Origin of the sequence: Tahibacter soli (genome assembly GCF_025717065.2) — a bacterium.
Classification (GTDB): Bacteria; Pseudomonadota; Gammaproteobacteria; order Xanthomonadales; family Rhodanobacteraceae; genus Tahibacter; species Tahibacter soli.
The window spans coordinates 603,069-621,884 of sequence record NZ_JAOVZO020000020.1; the positions used below are offsets into that span (position 1 = coordinate 603,069).

The following is an 18,816-nucleotide window of genomic DNA, read 5'->3' on the forward strand; positions in this document are numbered from 1 at the left end:
GCTCGCCCGAGTCATCCCGCACAACCCGAGCGAGACGATCGTCGCGTCGCCTCGCCGCTTCCATCGCATCACCCCGCCTCGCATCCCGTCCGGCGCAAGCCCGGCAACGCGCGCGGCTGCCCGATTGACAACCTACCTACTGGTAGGCAGACTAAACTTCCCTCTACCGGACAAATCCCCATGGGCATCTCTCCGCTGGGCTGGCTGCACACGCTGGGCAGCCTTCCCGCCATTCCGCTCGCCGCGTACATGCTGGTCAAGCACGGGCGCATCGCGCCGCAAACCAACGCCGGACGTGCGTACTTCTGGTTCATGCTGCTGGGCGTGCTCACGATCTATCCGATCGCGCATCAGCCCGTAAGCTCAATCGTCGCGACCGTCACGCTCGTCGTGCTGCTGCTGGGATACGGTATCTCGCGAGGGTTCGCGGCGAAGGGATGGGCGAAGTACGTCGAAACGATCTGCCTGAGCATCAGCGTCTTCCTGCTGATGGTGCCCACCGTCACCGAGAGCCTGCGCCGGCTGCCCGTCGGCAACCCGCTGGTGACCGACCTGAAGGACCCGCTTTTGCTCGGCGCGCAGGGCGCGCTATTTTTGGCGCTGATCGTCGGCATCCCTTTGCAGATGCGGGCGCTGTACCGGCGCAAAGCCATTCCCGGCGAGGCAGGCAGTTGATGGCGACATCCCGATCCGATCCGCAGGCGCCGTATTCGCCGAAGGCGCAGGAGATCATCGCGCGAACGAACGAGCTGCTCGCATCGGGCGGCTACAACGGCTTCAGTTACGCCGATATCGCCGAGCTGGTCGATGTCAGGAAGGCGAGCATCCATCATCACTTTCCGGCGAAGGCGGATCTGGTGAAGGCAACGGTCGCCCTGCACCGCGATGCGACGCGGCGCGGCCTTGCGTCGCTCGACGCGGCCAAGGCCGATCCTTTCGAACGCCTCGTTGCCTATTGCCGCTACTGGGCGGAATGCATCGAAAAATCCAGTCCTCCCATTTGCATCTGTGCGCTGCTCGCGGCGGAACTGCCGGCCGTTCCGGCCGAGGTCGCGAGCGAAGTGCGGGGGCATTTCGAGGATCTCCATGCGTGGATCGCCTCGACGCTGGAACAGGGGCACTCGACCGGCAGCCTGCGACTGACCGACGATGCGTCGGCCGACGCTGCCGTCTTCATGGCGTCGATACACGGCGCGATGCTGTCCGCCCGCGCCGCCGGCGACGCCTCGCTGTTCTGGACGATCGCGAAGCTGTCTACCGAGCGTCTGAAGGCGGCATAGACCGCGTTGACTCGCCCTCACCCGCGCTCGCAGACTCCGGCAGCCCGGCAATCCCGCCGGCGCGCAGGCTCCACGCAGGAGACGACGATGGCAAAGATCACCGGAATCGGCGGCGTGTTCTTCAAGAGCAGGGGCGACCGCGCCGCGCTCGCACAGTGGTATCGCAAGCATCTCGGCATGGAACTGTCGGACTTCGGCGGCGCCGTGCTGCGCTGGCCCGACGACAAGGCCGAAGACGGCGGCCTCACCGTGTGGCACGTCGCCGGCAGCGACAGCCAGTGGTTCAGCCCGAGCGATTCGTCGTTCATGATCAACTATCGCGTCGACGACCTCGACGCGCTGATCGCGCAACTGCGCGCGGACGGCGTGACCGTCGTCGGCGGCGCGGAGTCGCACGAGAACGGCAAGTTCGCGTGGATCATGGATCCGGACGGCAACAAAGTGGAACTTTGGGAACCGATGCTGTGGGATGCCAAGAACAAAGGCGCCTGAAGCCCTTCTCTTGCCCGAATCGCCCGGCTTTTCACAGACACCCGGTGCACGCGTGACGCAGCAGGTCCGCCCGACGGAAGGCGGACCTCGAGCCATCGCGAGAAAACCGCCGTCGGTTCTGCCGATCTGCCGACAGCGGGCGAAATCCACGCGTTTCAAAAGCCACAAAGCGCGTCAGACACCCTTCCCTGCGCGCGCCGCGAGCAGCTGCATCTCCCACGCGAAAGCGACGCCACTAGCGCCGCCGTGCGCGCCGAGCACGTCGGCCAGGCCGGCCGCCGTTTCCTCGCGCGCCCAGTCGCGCTGCCATTCGCCCATCACGGCCATCCAGGTGATCGGCACGGCGCCGGCCGCCGCCATGCGGCGCACCGCCATGTCGTGCGCTTCGGCCGAGACGCCGCCCGACGCGTCGGTGACGACGAACACGTCGTAGCCCTCGCCCAGCGCCTGGATCGCCGGCATCGCGAGGCAGATCTCGGTCCACAGCGCGGCGAGCACGAGCTGCCTGCGCCCGGTCTTCTTCACCGCCGCGACCACGCGTTCGTCCTGCCACGTGTTGATGAACGTGCGGTCGATCGGCTTCTGCTCGGGAAACACGTCCTGCAGTCCCTTGATCAGATAGCCGCCGCGTTCTTCGATCACCGTAGTGAGGATCGTCGGCACGCCGAACACTTTCGCGGTCTTGGCGAGGCCGACGACGTTGTTCACGATCATCGCCGGTTCGTGGCTGTTGAGGTTCGTGAACTGGTACGGCTGATGGTCGATCAGCACGAGGACGCTGTCTTCCGGGCGAAGCAGCGCATCAAGACCGGTCTTGGGGGTCTTGGACATGGGAACGCTCCTTGGATGGCGGCGCGTCAGGCGCCGGTGGGGTCGAGGAAAACGTGGAGGACGCGGATGCGGTCGCCTTCGAACTGCGCGACGTCGGTGCCGGTGACGGCAACCGGACCGTCGGGCGGTCCGGCTCGCCATTGCAGACGCGCAGCGCCGTGGTGACCGACGGCCGGACCGGCCGCACGGAAGACGAATCCGGGCGGCAGGCTCGCGAGTAGTTCGGTAACGGCCGCGCTGATCGCGGCATGGCCGACGGCGGAGGCATGCGGCTCGTGCAGCACGGCGTCTTGTGCGTACAACTCGCGGATCGCCGCGATACGCCGCGCGGCGTCGCGCTCGCCGAACACTTTGGTGAGATTCGCCTGCATCGGGCCGTCGTAGTCGATCATCGTGCGCCTTCCGGGATCGGATTCCGGACGGGCCGCGCATCGATGCTCGCTGTATTCGCTGGCCGTTCCGGTCGAACGAATATGCGCCCCCATTCGACACAAGGCACTGTTCGATCCTGCGTTCGGCAGTTCGAATCCGCTGCGCGATCGCTCAGCTTTTTCGATCGCGCCGCCATGCGGCGGGCGTCGCGCCGACGAGCCTGCGGAACGTTCGGCCGAAGTGCACCGCGTCGGCAAAGCCGGTCCGTTCGGCCACCTCTTCGAGCGAAGCCTGCGTGTCGACCAGCAGCGCCTGCGCGCGCCGGATGCGCGCGTCGAGCTGCCAGCGATACGGCGCCATGCCGGTCGACGCCTTGAACGCGCGGCTGAAGTGCGACTGCGACAGCCCCGCCAGTTCGGCCAGCCGCGCGAGTTCGACGCGTCCGGGCAGGTGCGCGTCGAGATATTCGACCACGCGCCGCAGTTGCCACGCGGCGAGGCCCTGGACGACCGCCGTCGACTCCGGCGTGGCGGCGAACAGGCGCGCGACGATGGCGGCGGTCAGGCCGTCGCCGTAGAGCTGCGTCGACGGGTCGGGATCGTTCACGGCATCGGCGAGCAGGCGCACGAGGGTCCACAGGCGATCGTCGGCAAAGCGCATGCGCGGCGTTGCGATCGCGTCGGCGTCGAGTTCGGCGGCCAGCCGTTCGCGCAGCGTCGCGAGGTCGAAGAGCAGCGTGGCGTCCTTGACGAAGCGCGCGTCGGCGCTGTAGCCCCACAACTCCAGGCCTGCCGGCGCGACGAACATGTGCCGGGGCTTGTGATCGACCGCGCAAGGCAGGTTTTCGCGCAGCCGCGGTTCGCAGGGACTGCCGACCTCTTCCAGCACGACGTTGAGGCGCGCGTGCGTCTCGTAACCCATGTGATGGAGCACGCGGCCAGCGCAGCGGTATTCGCAGGCGTCGACGCCGACGCCGTTCCACGCGCGCTGCATGAGCGAAAGGCTCAGCACGTTCTCGGGCAATGGCGGCGGATGGTCGACTCGGGGTTGCACGGACGGGAACTCCTCAAGAAGGGCGTCACGCGGCGCAGGCGTTGAAGCACCGGCGTCCAATGTACGCCGGCTCGATTCCATGAGCGACGGATGCCTTGGGAAAACGCTGTTTCCGTCGGCAGCACAATCGCGGCCAGACAGTGATGCACAGGCCGGCCTGACGCCGACGGGCGCAACTGTTCACTTGTCCAGTTCAGACACAATGGAATGACGCGTGCGCGATCGGCTGCGACGCGAGACCGAGGCGTCGTCATGCCCCAGGTCCGTTGACTTCGGTCGCGGGCAGCGCATGATCGGCGATCTTGACCGTGCGGTGTGGGTGCGCGCGGTCATTCGTTCAGGGGACGCCCGCCGATCTTGCCGACCGAAGGTTCCTGACATGCCGCTACCGCATCGCAACACGCTCGCCCTGGCCGTTCTTGCACTTCTCTCCAATGCCGCATCCGCCGCAGACCTCGCTTCCTTGCCGCGCGGCGACGTGGCCGCCGCCGTCGCGCGCGGCGCCACCGTCGTGCACGACTACGGCACGTTCGCGTGGATCCGCAACAGCGGCGCCGGCGTCGACGAGGCCGCCGCTTTTTCGCTAGACCTCGGCGGTCGCGTCTTCGACCCGCTGACCGACGCCACGGCGCGCGCAAGCGTGTACGGCAAGGACCGCGCGTTGCGCATGGTGCAGTTCGACGGGCCGATCCGCGCCGAGTGGCTGGCCGCGCTCGCGGCCGACGGCGCGGCGCCGGTGCAGTACATCGCGCCGTTCACCTACGTGGTGTGGGCCGACGCCGCATCGCTGCAGCGCGCGCAACGCACGAGCGCCGTGCGCTGGACCGGCGATTTCCTGCCCGAATACAAGACCGCGAACGTCGCCGACGGCGTCAGCCGCAACGAGACCGAATGGCACGCGATGGTCTATCGCGGCGCGGGGCTCGACGCGACGGCGCTGCGCGCGAGCGGTGCGAGCGTCACCGCGCGCGCGCAGATCGACGCGCAGTTCGACATCGTCATGCTGCAGGCGAACGCCGCGGCCATCGCGAGCCTCGCGCAGATGCCGGGGATCTATGCGATCGAACCGGTGCCGCGCGACGGCGGCCTGCGCGGCGAGCTGGCGCAGCAGATCACCGCGAACAACCTCGGGCCCACGAACCTGCCGGTGCCGGGCTATCTCGCGTGGCTGACGACCGTCGGCATCAACGGCGCGGGCGTGAAGATCGCGAACGTCGACGGCGGCATCTTCGACACGCATCCCGACCTCGTCGGCCGCATGCTGCCCTGCGTCGGCGATACCTGCGGCAACGCGGCGACCGACGCGCACGGCACGCATACCGCCGCGATCATGGCCGGCGACGGCAGTTCGGGCGTCAACGACGCGAACGGCTTCCGCCGCGGTCTCGGCATGGCGCCGGGCGCGAGTCTGATCGAACAGGTATACAGTCCCACATTTACCCAGGCCGGCGGCATGCTCAAGCTGATGCGCCAGTCGCAGGACAACGGCGCGTATCTCTCGGGCAACAGCTGGGGTCCGGCGGCGACGCCGCGCGGCTACGACGCCGATACGCGCCAGGTCGACGTCGGCTCGCGCGACACCAAGCCCGACATCGCCGGCGACCAGCCGCTCACCTACGTGCTGTCGATCATGAACGGCAACGGCGGCACGAGTTCGCAAGGCACGCCGGACGAAGCCAAGAACGTGATCACGGTCGGCTCGACCAAGGCGCAGACCTCGGCCGGCGCGGCCATCGCCGCGTTCGACGATATTTCCTCGAACAGCGCGCACGGCCCGGCGCTCGACGGCCGCCGCATTCCGCATCTCGTCGCGCCCGGGTGCTCGGTCGACTCGGCCGCGAGCGCGACGGGCTACCAGACGATGTGTGGCACGAGCATGGCGTCGCCGCAGGTCAGCGGCGCGGTCGCGCTGTTCGTGCAGTACTACCGCACGACGCACGCCGGCGCGACGCCGAGCGCGGCGCTGACCAAGGCGGCGCTCGTCGCATCGACGAAGGACCTGTCGGGCAAGCTCGACGCCGACGGCGGCACGCTCGGCCATCGCCCCGACAGCAAGCAGGGCTGGGGCCGCCTGCGCAGCGACTGGCTGATCAATCCGTCGGCGCCGGTGCTGTACTTCGACCAGGACACGCGCACGTTCGACAACACCGGCGAGGACTGGACCACCACGGTCGCGCCGTCCGATCCGGCCAAGCCCGTGCAGCTCGTGCTGACGTACAGCGATGCGCCGGGCCACGGTCTCGGCGGCACGACGCCGGCGTGGAACAACGATCTCGATCTCGAAGTGACGGCCGGCGCGGCGGTGTATCGCGGCAACGTGTTCGCCGCGAGCGGCTACAGCGCGAGCGGCGGCACCGCCGACGACCGCAACAACATCGAGTCGGTGGTCTTCGATCCGGCGGTATCGTCCGCGGCCGGCGCGCTGACGGTGCGCGTGGTCGCCAAGAACCTGACGTCCGACGCGCTGCCGAACCGCACCGGCGCGACCGACCAGGATTTCGCGCTGGTCTGCGTCAACTGCGTCTCGCAGCCCGACTACACGGTGACGACGCCGACGCTCGCGCAAGAGGTCTGCACGACCACGACGACGACGGCGAACTATCCGGTGCAGGTCGGTGCGCTGATGGGCTACAGCGATCCGGTCGCGCTGTCGCTGGAAAACCTGCCGGCCGGTGCGGCGGGCTCCGTCACGCCGAACTCGGTCGTGCCGCCGGGCGCCGCCGCGATCGCGCTGAGCCAGCTCGGCAGCGTGGCGCCGGGCAGCTACACGTTCGCACTGAAGGCGAACTCGACGTCCGGCATCCGTTCGCGCGATCTCGCGCTGACGCTCGCGAACGCCGTGCCGGCGGCGACGCCGCTGACGGCGCCGGCCGACAACGCGCCGAACGTCGCGCTGAAGCCGACGTTCACGTGGACGGCCTCGGCACAGGACGACGAATACGTGCTCGAAGTCGCGACCGACGCGGCGTTCGCGCAAATCGTCTACACGTATACCGGCACGGCGACGAGCGCGACGCCGACGACCGACCTTGCGAGCAGCACGACGTACTGGTGGCGCGTCCGGCCGAGCAACGTCTGCGGCGCGGGCGCGCCGTCGGCCGTGCGCACGTTCAACACGCTCGCGGCGCCCGGCGACTGCGGCCTCGGCACGGTCGCGACGACGGTGTTCTCGGACAATGTCGACAACGGCGTCGGCGGCTGGACCACGACGGCCGGCACGGGTTCGGCGCAATGGGCGATCAGCACGGCGCGGCCGTACGGGGGCACGGGCAGCGCGTGGCTCGCGCAGGACGTGACGACGACGTCCGACCAGCGCCTGACCTCGCCGACGATCGCGCTGCCGACGGGCCAGAGCCCGCTGACGCTGCAGTTCCAGAGCGACCAGACGATGGAAACGCGCACCGGCGGATGCTGGGACGGCGGGTTCCTCGAAATCTCGACCGACGGCACGACGTTCACCGCGATACCGAGTGCGGCGATGCAGACCGACCCGTACGACGGCACGCTCGGCAGCGGCAACCCGGCGGAGGGGAAACCGGCTTGGTGCGGCGACCCGCAGGCGTATCTGCGCTCGGTGGTGGCGCTCGACGCGTACGCCGGGCAGTCGGTGAAGCTGCGCTTCCGCATGACGACGGACGGCTCGCAGGGCCGGATGCCGCACGGCTGGTACGTCGACGACATCAAGGTGCAGGGCTGCGGCGCGCCGCCGCCGGATGCGATTTTCGCGAATGGGTTCGAGTGACGGCGTAGCGAACTCGTAGCCTCTCGCCCGATCACACAACAACGAAGGCGGACACGTCGCCCCCTCACCCAACCCTCTCCCCCAAACAGCGTTTGGGGGAGAGGGCTATGCATGGCGTAACTTGACGTCTACGTGGTTACGTCGCGCAAAAAGGCTGGATACCGGCCTTCGCCGGTATGACGGCTCCGTAGAAGCGCCACCCGTTGCCGTTGCCGTTGCTGTTGCCGTTGCTGTTGGTGTTGCCGTTGCTTCTGGCGGCAGGAAGCCGCCCGCTCTACCCGGGGCCCCGTCGGTCGCGGCGAGATTGCGGAGGAAAAGCCCGCGCAGCGGGTGCGCACAGGATGTGCGCAGTTCGTTGACGGGCCATGGATGGCCCATCAACGAACCCCGGAGCGATCTCGCGGAGTTTGCGGGCACGGATGCCCGCAAACCGCGGCCGTCGGGGTGCCCTTGGAGGGTGCAGGGAGGGGTTGGGCAAGCAACCTCTCCTTGCCCGCTCGCGGCAGCGAGCGGAACGCTTTGTCTAAAGCCGGGCAAAAGCGACAAAGCGACAATCAAGAGCTGGATCCCAGCTTTCGCTGGGATGACGAGCAAGTGCTCGCTCGCGGCAGCGAGCGGAACGCTTTGTCTGAAGCAGTGAAAAAGCGACAATCAAGAGCCGGATCCCAGCTTTCGCTGGGATGACGAGCAAGTGCTCGCTCGCGGCAGCGAGCGAAACGCCTGCTCAAAGTCGAACGCTAGCTACAAAGCGACAAATATCAAATTGGCAACCCCACGTTGTGCGCCAGCCTCACCAGCGCATAAGCCAATATCCCCGAAATCGGAATCGTCAGTATCCACGCCCACACCATGCGCTCGACGACCGTCCACTTGATGGCGTTCAGGCGCTTGGCCGCGCCCACGCCCATGATCGCCGCCGAGATGTTGTGCGTCGTGGAAACCGGAATGCCCATCGACGAGGCGGTGAGGATCATCGTCGCCGACGCCGACTCCGCCGCGAAACCGTGCACCGGGTGCAGCTTTACGAGCTTGTGACCCAGCGTCTTGATGATGCGCCAGCCGCCCGCCGCCGTGCCGGCCGCCATGACGATCGCGCAGGTGAGCTTGATCCACAGCGCGATTTCGAACTGCTTGCCGGCTTCGGATTCGATGCGCAGGAAGTTGAGCCACTGAGGCATGCCGTCGAGCTGACCCGCCGCCGTCGCCGACGCAAGCGCCAGCGCGATGATGCCCATCGTCTTCTGCGCGTCGTTCGAGCCGTGCGCCCAGCCCATCGCGCTCGCCGAAACGATCTGCAGCTTGCCGAACAGCGCGTTGGCGAAGCGCGGCTTGCCGATCTGCTGCAGAAATCCCTGGCGGTCGGCCAGGAACGAGAAGATCGCAAACAGCGTACCCATGATCGCGATGCCGAGAATGAACCCCGCGAGCGGCGAGAGGATCATCGGTATCACCACTTTCGGCAGCAGGCCCTTGCCCTGCCACCAGTGCTCGCCGCCTGGGATGTTCCAGATGATCGCATCCCAGTTGTCGCCGGCCGCGGCGAACGCCGCGCCGACGAGGCCGCCCACGAGCGCGTGCGACGACGACGACGGCAGGCCCCACCACCAGGTGATGAGGTTCCAGATCACGCCGCCGAGCAGCGCGCAGATGATGATCATCGATCCGACGTTGACGACGCCGGTGTCGATCAGCCCCGACGCGATCGTCTTGGCCACCGCCGTGCCCCACAGCGCGCCGAGGAGGTTCATGCCGGCGGCCAGGATGACGGCCTGTCCCGGACTCAACACCTTCGTCGCGACGACGGTCGCGATCGAATTGGCGGTGTCGTGAAAGCCGTTGATGTATTCGAACAGGAGCGCGATGAGTACCACCGCGATAACGAGGGACAGTTCCACGCGGCGCCCCTTACGAGTTCTTGAGCACGATCGCGTAGACGACGTTGCCGGCGTCGCGGCAGCGGTCGATGGCTTTTTCGAGGATTTCGAACAAATCCTTGCGCAGCAGGAAGCGCACCGGATCGGCCTCGTTGCGGTACATGTCGCGGTACAGCTCGAGGATCAGGCGGTCGGCCTCGCTTTCGATGATCTGCAGGCGGTCGTTGAGATCCTTCATCGACTCGAGCTTCATCGAGCGCAGCTGGCCCACCATCTGTTGCAGCACTTCGCACGCCTTCTCGAGCATCGCCGCGCGCGAGGCGAAGTCGACGTCGCCCAGGCGGTCGCCGATCAGCGAATAGCGCTCGGCGAATTTCTCGATGACCTTCGGGATCTTGTACAGCGCGCTCGCGAGCGCTTCGATGTCTTCGCGCTCGAGCGCGGTGACGAACGTATTGACGAGCGACTGGCTGATTTCCGCGGAGATTTCCTTTTCGCGCTGGCGCGCCAGGCGGAACTCTTCGAGCGAGTTGTTGGCGCCCTTGCGGTCGAGGTAGTCGCGCAGCGCGGTCGCGCTGTTGCGCGCCGCGGCGGCGCTCGCCTCGAGCAGACCGTAGAACTTGTCGCCTTTGCCGAAAATCGTCTGGAGCGAGAACATGCGAGGGTCGCTTTGTGTCAGTTGTATTTCATTCATGTTACCGCACGCCCGGCACCGGACGGAAACCGGTCATGCCGGGCTGCTACACTGACCCTCCCTTGGCTGCCTGCCGCACGATGTCCACCGAAATACTGGTCGTTCTGCTCCTCACCCTCTTCAACGGCTTCTTCGTCCTGTCGGAGATGGCGGTCGTCACGGCGCGCAAATCGCGCCTCAAGCAGATGGCGGAAACCAGTACGCGTGCCCAGAACGCCCTGAAGCTGGCGCAGGATCCCGAACGGTTCCTCTCCACGGTCCAGGTCGGCATCACGCTGATCACGCTGGTCACCGGCCTGTACGGCGGCGCGGCGATCGGCGATCGCCTGGGCGTCGCGTTCCAGGGCTACGGCATGAAGCCCGAAGTGGCCGGCTGGGTCGGCATGGCCGTGAGCCTGTCGGTCATCACCTATGTGCAGATCATCTTCAGCGAGCTGATTCCCAAGCGCCTCGCGCTCGTCGCGCCCGAGCGCATCGCCGGATTCATCGCCGTGCCCATGCGCATCTTCGCGGCGATCGCGACGCCGTTCATCGCGGTGCTGGTGCATTCCACGCGCGTTTTCCTGCGCGTGCTGCGGCTCGACCGCGGCACACGCGATCCGGTGACCGAAGAGGAAATCCGCCTGCTCGTGGCCGAAAGCGCCGAGCAGGGCGTGATCGATTCGGACGAGCACAACATGGTCAACCGCGTGCTGCGCCTGGGCGATCGTTCGGTGGCGAGCCTGATGACGCCGCGCACCCGCATCGCATGGCTCGACGTGTCGGCGCCGCTCGCGGAAAACCTCGGCGTCATGCGCGACACGCCGTATTCGCGCTATCCGGTGTACCGCGGCAGCCAGAAGGACGTCGTCGGCATCCTGGAAACCAAGTCGCTGCTCGATTCGCTCGGCGCGCCGACGGTCGATCTGTTCAAGAAGCTGGTCAAGGCGATCTTCGTGCCGTCCACGGCGCGCGCGCTCGACGTGCTCGAAGAACTGCGCGAAGGGGAAGCCACGATGGCGCTCGTGGTCGACGAATACGGCGACGTCGAGGGCCTCGTGACGGTCAACGACGTGCTCGCGGCGGTGCTGGGCACCGTGGCGGCGTCGAGCGACGACGTCGGCGGCGCGCCGATCGTCAAGCGCGAGGACGGCAGCTACCTCGTCGACGGCGGACTCAATACCGACGACTTGCGCGAGCTCCTGGACATCTCGCAGCTGCCGAATGAGGAAGACCACGATTTTCGCACGGCCGCGGGCATGGTAATGGCGCAATTCGGCCGCATACCGCAGGTCGGCGAATCGTTCCGATGGCGCGGATTCCGTTTCGAGGTGGTCGATCTCGACGGGCCGCGCATCGACAAGCTGCTGATCGGGCGCGTCGACGCGCAGGTCAGCCACGACGCCGACAGCCCCGTCGCGTGACGCGCGCCACTTCGGACCACGGATGACCCGTCCCCACGAACCGCGAACGACCGACCTGATCCGCGACGCGCTGGCGCACAACACCGGCGACACGATCACGCTCGAGCAGTTTCTGGCGCCGCTGGAAACGCGCGCCTTCGGCTTTCTGCTCGTGCTGCTGGCGCTGCCGAACTTCATTCCGATTCCGATGGGCGCCGGCGGCGCCACGGGGTCGCTGGTCGTACTGATCGGCGTGCAGCTGCTGTGGGGCTTCGAGCGCCCGTGGCTGCCGAAATTCGCGCGCAACTACGGCTTCAAGCGCAGTTCGGTCGAGCATTTCGTCGAGCACATGGCGCCGCTGTTCAACCGGCTCGAGCGTGTCTGCAAGCCGCGGCTCGAACGCCTGACGCACAACCCGTACAGCCGCGTCAGCGGTTTTTTGCTGATCGTGCTCGGCGTGCTGCTCGCGCTGCCGATTCCGTTCACGAACTACCCGTTCGGCATGCTCGCGCTCTTGTGCGGGGTCGCGCTGATCGAGCACGACGGCGGGCTCATGGCGATCATGTGGGCGTCGATCGTCGCCTCGCTCGTGTTCGCCGCGAGCATCAGCAATGCGATGATTCTGGCGGTGAGGCATTTTCTGGGGTAGACGTACCCGCGCGACTCCATAGCCCTCTCCCCCAGGCAAGCTTGGGGGAGAGGGAGCAAAGCCCTCAGCGCTCTTTGGCCAACTTCGCCATCCGCTGCGCATCGCTCAGGATCCCCCGCAGCACCCGCAGCTCGCGCTCGTCCGGCTGCGCCCGCAGGAACAATTTGCGCAAGCGCAGAAGTATCGTCTGCGGCGAACGGCCTTTGTGGAATTCGATATCGTCGAGCGTCGCCGCCAGATGCGCGAAGAAGCCCTCCATCGCCGCGGCATCGGCCGGCGGATCGCTTTTCTTCGGCGGCGGCGCCACCGGATTGTCCAGGAGCGCCATGCGCGCCTCGTAGGCGAGCAGCTGCACCGCCTGCGCGAGATTGAGCGACGAAAAATCCGGCGCGGCCGGAATATGCACGGCGCCGTGGCATAGCGCGAGCTCGTCGTTTTCCAGTCCCGTGCGTTCGTTGCCGAACACGAACGCGACTTCGCCGTCGGCCTTCGCCGCATCGAGCGCGACCGGCGCCGCCTGCCGCGGCGTGTGCTCGGTCAGCGCGACGTTGCGCTGCCGCGCCGTGGCGCCGAGCACGAGCCGGCAGTCGGCGATCGCGCTCGCAAGGTCGGGCACCACGACGATTCGCGACAGCACGTCGTCGGCGCCCGCGGCCATCGCCGTGACGTCGTCGTGCGGATAGCGCTGCGGCGCGACGAGCACGAGCCGCGCAAAGCCCATCGTGCGGATCGCGCGCGCGGCCGAGCCGATGTTGCCGGGGTGCGAGGTGCGCACCAGGACGAAACGAAAGCGGTCGGCGAGCACGGCGTCGGGCATGGCGGAAGCATTGGCGGCGGGGGCGCAAGCATACGCCGTACGGCCGCCTGACGGTCCGGTATGCCGATTTGCGCTAGTACGCGCGAGGCCTGGGGGAAATAACGGTGGCACTCGACCAAACGGTGGCGTATTTTCCACACGCGCACGAGAGCCACAGGGGGCTGTCGCGATTCGATCGAACAGAGGCATCGGCGGCGCGGCGCGGCGCGGCCGGACCAAGGGGAAAACTACGTGCTCACCAGGAACCGCATTCTTCGCGGCGGCCTGACGTTCTGCGTCATGCTCGTCGTCGCCGTCGCCGGCAGTCTCGGCGCCACCGTGCAGGCGCAGGCGCCCGCGCCGTCGCTGCCCGGCCCGGCCGATCTGGAGCTGTCGCCGCTCGTCGCCGCGGCCGGCGAAACCTCGGGCGGCGTCAAGCCGACGCCGCAGCCGCGCCCGGCCGCCAATCCGCGATCGAGCGCGCCGAACGTGTTCTCGCGCGAGTTTCCGGCCGAAGTCGAGCCGAACGGAGTCCCAGCCACCGCGACGCCGCTGACGTTCAACGCCGGCGGCTACGTGCAGATCCAGGGCAACGTCTTCCCGGTCGCCGACGTCGACTGGTACAGCTTCACCGCGCAGGCCGGCGACCGCATCTACGCCGCCGCGATGACCAGCGCCACGGCGAGCACCAGCACGGACGCGCAACTGCGGGTGTTCGCGTCCGACGGCACGACGCTGATCGAGTTCGACGACGACGACGGCTCGTTCGGCACGCTGGCGCCGTCCATCGCCAACGCGACGCTGCCGACCGCAGGCACGTACTACCTGCAGGTCAAGCAGTTCGACGACACCAACACGATACGTCCGTATTTCCTGCATGCGCGCCTGCAGTCGGGCGCGCCGACGCCCGAAGTCGAGGCCAACGACACGCCGGCGACCGCCAATCCGCTGCCGGCGAACGGCTGGGTCAGCGGCACGCGCAATCCGGCCGCGGCGACCGAGCAGGACTGGTACAGCTTCACGGCGAATGCCGGCGACACGGTGTTCCTCAGCCTCGACGTCGACCCCGAGCGCGACAACGTGCAATGGGACGGCCGCCTCGGCATCGCCTTGTTCGGCGACGCGGGCAACCAGATTCTCGTGGTCAACGACGCCTCGACCGGTTCGGCGACGAACCCGCTGTCCGAAGCGATGTTCATGACGGTCAAGACGAGCGGCACGTATTTCGCGTTCGTCGACTCCGCTTCCGCCGCGGTCGGCGGTCCGACGGCGACGTATACGCTCAGCGTCAGCGTGGCCCCGCCGCCGACGCCGGAACCGACCTGCACGACCTACACCAGCACCGACGTGCCGAAGACGATCGGGCCGGGCACCGGCCTCGTCAGCTCGGTGATCACGGTGCCCGGCAATCCGGTCATTTCGGATGTCGACGTCGACATCGTGCTCAACCACGCGCTGATGCAGGACATCGACGCGCACCTGCGTTCGCCGGCCGGCAACGACATCGGCCTGTTCACCGACATCGGCGCCGCGGCGACGGGCGGTCAGCAGCAGATGGATGTCGTCTACGACGACGAAGCGGCGATAACGCCGACGTTCACCGCATTCAAGGGCACGCGGCTCAAGCCCGAATCGCCCTACCGCCTCTCCTGGCTCGACGGCGAAAACGCCGGCGGCACGTGGACGCTCGACCTGCGCGACGACGTCGCCGGCGCCAACGGCGGCACGCTGACGTCGTGGAGCCTGCGCATCTGCGAGGCGCCGCCGCCGCCGGCCTGCCCGCCGGGTTTCGGCCCGCAGACCGTGTACTCGACCGATTTCGAATCCGGCGCCGCGGGCTTCACGCACAGCGGCACGGCCGACGAATGGGAGCTCGGCCTGCCGGCGACCGTCGCGACGACGACGGCGACGCCGGTCGCGGCGTTCAACACCTGCGCGAGCGGCGTGAACTGCTGGAAGACCGATCTCGACAACACCTACGACGCGACGAGTTCGCAGGATCTCGTCTCGCCCGCGATCAATCTCGCCGGGTTGTCCGCGCCGGTGGTCGTGAGCTGGTCGCAGCGCTACCAGATGGAGACCGCGTCGAACGACCACTACAGCGTCGACTTCCGCCAGGTCGGCGGCGCGACGCCCGTGCGCATGTTCGAGTGGCTCGACGGCACGATGATCGACGCGGTGGGCAACCCGGCCGTGAACATCGGCGCCAGCGCCGGTTGGGGCCGCGTCAGCGCGCGCGCCGACGCGCTCGCGGGCCTGAACTCGGAACTCGTGTTCCATCTCGACTCGAACGGGACGGTCAACTACGGCGGAGCCGCCATCGACGACGTCACCGTCACCGCGTGCCGCGCGCTCGTCGCCGACCTCTCGATCACCAAGACCGACGGCGTGACGACCGTGACGCCGGGCGGCAGTGCGACCTACACGATCACCGCGTCGAACGCCGGCCCCGATCCCGTGACCGGCGCGACCGTCGCCGATACGTTCCCGGCCGTCGAAACCTGCACCTGGACGTGCGTCGGCGCGGGCGGCGGCACGTGCACGGCGGCGGGCTCGGGCAACATCAGCGACGCGACGAACCTGCCGGTCGGCGGCAGCGTCACGTATACGGCCACCTGCGCCGTCAACGCGAGCGCGACCGGCACGCTGTCGAACACCGCGACGGTGTCGTCTACGATCAGCGATCCGAATCCGGCGAACAACTCGGCGACCGATACCGACACGCTGACGCCGAACGCCGACCTCGCGATCACGAAGACCGACGGCGTGACGACCGCGACGCCCGGCGGCAGCGTGACGTACACGATCACCGCGTCGAACGCCGGCCTGAGCAACGCGCCGGGTTCGACGATCGCCGATACGTTCCCGGCGTCGCTCACGTGCACGTGGACGTGCGTCGGCGCCGGCGGCGGCACGTGCACGGCCGCGGGCAGCGGCAATATCAGCGACACGGCGAATCTGCCGGCGGGCGGCAGCGTCACCTACACTGCGACCTGCGCCGTCAGCGCGGCCGCGAGCGGCACGCTCTCCAACACCGCGACCGTCGCGGCGCCGGCCGGCGTCACCGATCCGACGCCGGGCAACAACAGCGCGACCGACACCGACACGCTGACGCCGCAGGCCGACCTGTCGATCACCAAGACCGACGGCGTCGCGAGCGTGACGGCGGGCGGCTCGACGACGTACACGATCACCGCGGCGAACGCGGGACCGAGCAACGCGACCGGCGCAACGGTCGCCGATACGTTCCCGGCGTCGCTCACGTGCACGTGGACGTGCGTGGGCGCCGGCGGCGGCACCTGCACGGCATCCGGCAGCGGCAACATCAACAGCACGGCGAACCTGCCGGCCGGCGGCAGCGCCACCTATACCGCGTCGTGCACCGTCAGTGCGGGGGCGACGGGCTCGCTGTCGAACACCGCGACGGTCGCGGCGCCGGGCGGCGTCACCGATCCGAATCCGGCGAACAACAGCGCGACCGACACCGACACGATCCTCGTGCCGGCCGCGGTCTCGGGCACGAAGACGGTGTCCGGCACGTTCTCGTCGGGCGGCACGGTCACTTATACGGTGACGCTCAGCAATACGGGCGGCGCACAGGCCGACAACCCCGGCAACGAGTTCACCGACGTGCTGCCGGCGCAGTTGACGCTCGTATCGGCGACCGCGACGAGCGGCACCGCGAGCACCGCCGGCAACACCGCGACGTGGAACGGCACGATTCCTTCGGGCGGCAGCGTGACGATAACGATCACGGCGACCATCAACGCCGGCGCGAGCGGCAGCGTCTCGAATCAAGGCACGATCAGCTACGACTCGAACGGCGACGGCACGAACGACGCGACCGCGACGACCGACGATCCGGGCACCGGCGCCGCGAACGACCCGACGACCTTCGGCATCACGCCGACGGCCGACCTGTCGATCACCAAGACCGACGGCGTGACGAGCGTGACCGCGGGCGGTTCGACGACGTACACGATCGTCGCGACCAACACCGGCCCGAATTCGATTACCGGTGCGACCGTTGCCGACACGTTCCCGGCCAGCCTCACCTGCACGTGGACCTGCGCGGGCAGCGACGGCGGCACCTGCACGGGCAGCGGCTCGGGCAACATCGCCGACACGGTGAACCTGCCGTTCGGCGCGGCCGTCACGTATACTGCCGTGTGCGCGATCAACGGCTCGGCGACGGGCACGCTCTCGAATACCGCGACCGTTGCCGTACCGGCCGGCGCGATCGATCCGACGCCGGGCAACAACAGCGCGACCGACACCGACACGATCGTCGTGCCGGCGGCCGTCACGGGTACGAAGACGGTATCCGGCACGTTCCTGCCGAACGGCACGGTGACGTACACGATCGTGTTGAACAACGCCGGCGGCGCCGCGCAGGGCGACAACCCGGGCAACGAATTCTCGGACGTGCTCCCGGCGTCGCTGACGCTCGTGTCGGCGAACGCGACGAGCGGCACGGCCGTGGCGAGCGTCGCGACGAACACGGTCACCTGGAACGGCCCGGTTCCGGCCGGCGGCAGCGTGACGATCACGATCACGGCAACCGTGAACGCAAGCGCGACCGGCACGATCAGCAACCAGGGCACGATCGCCTACGACGCGGACAACAACGGCACGAACGAGTCGAACGGCGTCACCGACGATCCGGGCACGGGCGTCGCGGGCGATCCGACGTCGTTCGCGCTCGGTGCGGCGGCCGACCTCGTCGTCACCAAGACCGACGGTCTCACCGCCGTCGTGGCCGGGACGAGTTCGACCTACACGATCACGGTCGGCAACCTCGGTCCGAGCGCGATCACCGGGGCGACGGTCACCGATACGTTCCCGGCCGAATGCACGGCGCCGACCTGGACCTGCACGGCTACCGGCGGCGGCACCTGCCCGCCGGGCGGCAGCGGCGCGATCGCGGCGAGCGTCGATCTTCCGGTCAGCGCGATGGCGACGTTCACGGCGACCTGCCCGGTCGGCGCGGCCGTCCCGACGGGCACGGTGATCACGAACACCGCGACCGCGGCGGTGCCGGTCGGCGCGAGCGATCCGAATCCGGCCAACAACAGCGCGACCGACACGACGACCGTCAGCGCGGGTCCGTCCGCGAGCGTGTCCGGCACGAAGACGGCGGCCGGCGCGTTCGTCGCCGGCGGCACCGTGACCTACACGATCGTGCTCACGAACGCCGGCCTCGGCGCGCAGGCCGACAATCCGGGCGACGAGTTCAGCGACGTGCTGCCCTCGCAGCTGACGCTCGTATCGGCGACCGCGACGAGCGGCACGGCCGTGGCGAACGTCGGCACGAACACGGTGACGTGGAACGGCACGATCGCGCCGGCCGGCACGGTCACGATCGCGATCACGGCGACGATCAACGCCGGCGCGACCGGCACCGTCAGCAACCAGGGTCAGATCTTCTTCGACAACGACGCGAACGGCACCAACAACGCGACGGTGACGACCGACGATCCGGGCGTCGGCGGCCCGGCGGACTCGACCGACTTCGTCGTCGGCGGCCCGGTGCAGATCGTGCCGGTGCCGGGCCTGACGCCGTTCGGCCTTGCGCTGCTCGCGATCGGCCTGGCATTTGCCGGCGCGCGCCGCCGGCGGTACGGTTAGAACGCAAGAAGCGCCGCCGCGCA

At 68.3% G+C, this 18,816-nt stretch carries 13 protein-coding genes; 7 read left to right on the forward strand and 6 right to left on the reverse strand.

The annotated features are described in order from the left end of the window. The first annotated feature begins 180 nt into the window (after positions 1-180). The 3 genes from OD750_RS23680 (at position 181) to OD750_RS23690 (ending at position 1,772) form a co-directional block, all read left to right on the forward strand. Complete coding sequence (locus OD750_RS23680; RefSeq protein ID WP_263540728.1) at positions 181-675, forward strand: hypothetical protein; 495 nt, start codon at positions 181-183, stop codon at positions 673-675. Then, positions 675-1,280 (forward strand): TetR/AcrR family transcriptional regulator, encoded by a 606-nt coding sequence (locus OD750_RS23685; RefSeq protein ID WP_263540729.1) that lies wholly within the window; start codon positions 675-677, stop codon positions 1,278-1,280. The genes OD750_RS23680 and OD750_RS23685 overlap by 1 nt, the downstream gene beginning before the upstream one ends. Positions 1,281-1,367: 87 nt before the next feature. Further along, positions 1,368-1,772: a VOC family protein gene (locus OD750_RS23690; RefSeq protein WP_263540730.1), complete on the forward strand. Its 405-nt coding sequence runs from the start codon at positions 1,368-1,370 to the stop codon at positions 1,770-1,772. A 174-nt stretch (positions 1,773-1,946) separates the two neighbouring features. Here the strand turns inward: OD750_RS23690 and OD750_RS23695 are convergent, their stop codons facing one another. From OD750_RS23695 to OD750_RS23705, 3 genes are all read right to left on the reverse strand, one after another. After that, on the reverse strand, positions 1,947-2,603 hold the full coding sequence (locus OD750_RS23695) for a hydrolase (RefSeq protein ID WP_263540731.1): 657 nt from the start codon (positions 2,601-2,603) through the stop codon (positions 1,947-1,949). Positions 2,604-2,629: 26 nt separating this feature from the next. After that, positions 2,630-2,995, reverse strand: coding sequence for a nuclear transport factor 2 family protein (locus tag OD750_RS23700; protein ID WP_263540732.1), 366 nt, complete (start codon positions 2,993-2,995; stop codon positions 2,630-2,632). A gap of 151 nt (positions 2,996-3,146) precedes the next feature. Beyond that, positions 3,147-4,028 carry an AraC family transcriptional regulator gene (locus OD750_RS23705; protein ID WP_272842132.1) on the reverse strand — a complete coding sequence of 294 codons (882 nt, stop codon included), beginning with the start codon at positions 4,026-4,028 and terminating at the stop codon, positions 3,147-3,149. Positions 4,029-4,407: 379 nt separating this feature from the next. Here OD750_RS23705 and OD750_RS23710 point away from each other — a divergent pair, with 379 nt between their 5' ends. Continuing rightward, on the forward strand, positions 4,408-7,770 hold the full coding sequence (locus OD750_RS23710) for a S8 family serine peptidase (RefSeq protein WP_263545172.1): 3,363 nt from the start codon (positions 4,408-4,410) through the stop codon (positions 7,768-7,770). 758 nt (positions 7,771-8,528) lie between these two features. Here OD750_RS23710 and OD750_RS23715 read toward each other — a convergent pair. Together OD750_RS23715 and OD750_RS23720 are read right to left on the reverse strand one after the other, a co-directional pair. Next, on the reverse strand, positions 8,529-9,659 hold the full coding sequence (locus OD750_RS23715; protein WP_425508266.1) for an inorganic phosphate transporter: 1,131 nt from the start codon (positions 9,657-9,659) through the stop codon (positions 8,529-8,531). 16 nt (positions 9,660-9,675) lie between these two features. After that, the gene (locus OD750_RS23720) at positions 9,676-10,302 is read right to left on the reverse strand and encodes a DUF47 domain-containing protein (RefSeq protein WP_263545174.1); all 627 of its coding nucleotides are present in this window, start codon (positions 10,300-10,302) and stop codon (positions 9,676-9,678) included. A gap of 116 nt (positions 10,303-10,418) precedes the next feature. Here OD750_RS23720 and OD750_RS23725 point away from each other — a divergent pair, with 116 nt between their 5' ends. Then, a complete protein-coding gene (locus tag OD750_RS23725) occupies positions 10,419-11,741 on the forward strand; it encodes a hemolysin family protein (RefSeq protein ID WP_263545175.1) in 1,323 nt (440 codons plus the stop codon). 22 nt (positions 11,742-11,763) lie between these two features. Beyond that, on the forward strand, positions 11,764-12,369 hold the full coding sequence (locus tag OD750_RS23730; RefSeq protein WP_263545176.1) for an exopolysaccharide biosynthesis protein: 606 nt from the start codon (positions 11,764-11,766) through the stop codon (positions 12,367-12,369). Positions 12,370-12,433: 64 nt separating this feature from the next. Here the strand turns inward: OD750_RS23730 and OD750_RS23735 are convergent, their stop codons facing one another. Beyond that, on the reverse strand, positions 12,434-13,186 hold the full coding sequence (locus OD750_RS23735) for an RNA methyltransferase (protein ID WP_263545177.1): 753 nt from the start codon (positions 13,184-13,186) through the stop codon (positions 12,434-12,436). 231 nt (positions 13,187-13,417) lie between these two features. Between OD750_RS23735 and OD750_RS23740 the strand changes: the two genes are divergently transcribed. Continuing rightward, positions 13,418-18,793 (forward strand): pre-peptidase C-terminal domain-containing protein, encoded by a 5,376-nt coding sequence (locus OD750_RS23740; RefSeq protein WP_263545178.1) that lies wholly within the window; start codon positions 13,418-13,420, stop codon positions 18,791-18,793. Positions 18,794-18,816 lie beyond the last annotated feature (23 nt).

Coding starts and splice junctions, on each gene's coding strand:
- OD750_RS23680 (WP_263540728.1), top strand. CDS start 181: ATGGGCATCTCTCCGCTGGGCTGGCTGCACACGCTGGGCAGCCTTCCC.
- OD750_RS23685 (WP_263540729.1), top strand. CDS start 675: ATGGCGACATCCCGATCCGATCCGCAGGCGCCGTATTCGCCGAAGGCG.
- OD750_RS23690 (WP_263540730.1), top strand. CDS start 1,368: ATGGCAAAGATCACCGGAATCGGCGGCGTGTTCTTCAAGAGCAGGGGC.
- OD750_RS23695 (WP_263540731.1), bottom strand. CDS start 2,603: ATGTCCAAGACCCCCAAGACCGGTCTTGATGCGCTGCTTCGCCCGGAA.
- OD750_RS23700 (WP_263540732.1), bottom strand. CDS start 2,995: ATGATCGACTACGACGGCCCGATGCAGGCGAATCTCACCAAAGTGTTC.
- OD750_RS23710 (WP_263545172.1), top strand. CDS start 4,408: ATGCCGCTACCGCATCGCAACACGCTCGCCCTGGCCGTTCTTGCACTT.
- OD750_RS23720 (WP_263545174.1), bottom strand. CDS start 10,302: ATGTTCTCGCTCCAGACGATTTTCGGCAAAGGCGACAAGTTCTACGGT.
- OD750_RS23725 (WP_263545175.1), top strand. CDS start 10,419: ATGTCCACCGAAATACTGGTCGTTCTGCTCCTCACCCTCTTCAACGGC.
- OD750_RS23730 (WP_263545176.1), top strand. CDS start 11,764: ATGACCCGTCCCCACGAACCGCGAACGACCGACCTGATCCGCGACGCG.
- OD750_RS23735 (WP_263545177.1), bottom strand. CDS start 13,186: ATGCCCGACGCCGTGCTCGCCGACCGCTTTCGTTTCGTCCTGGTGCGC.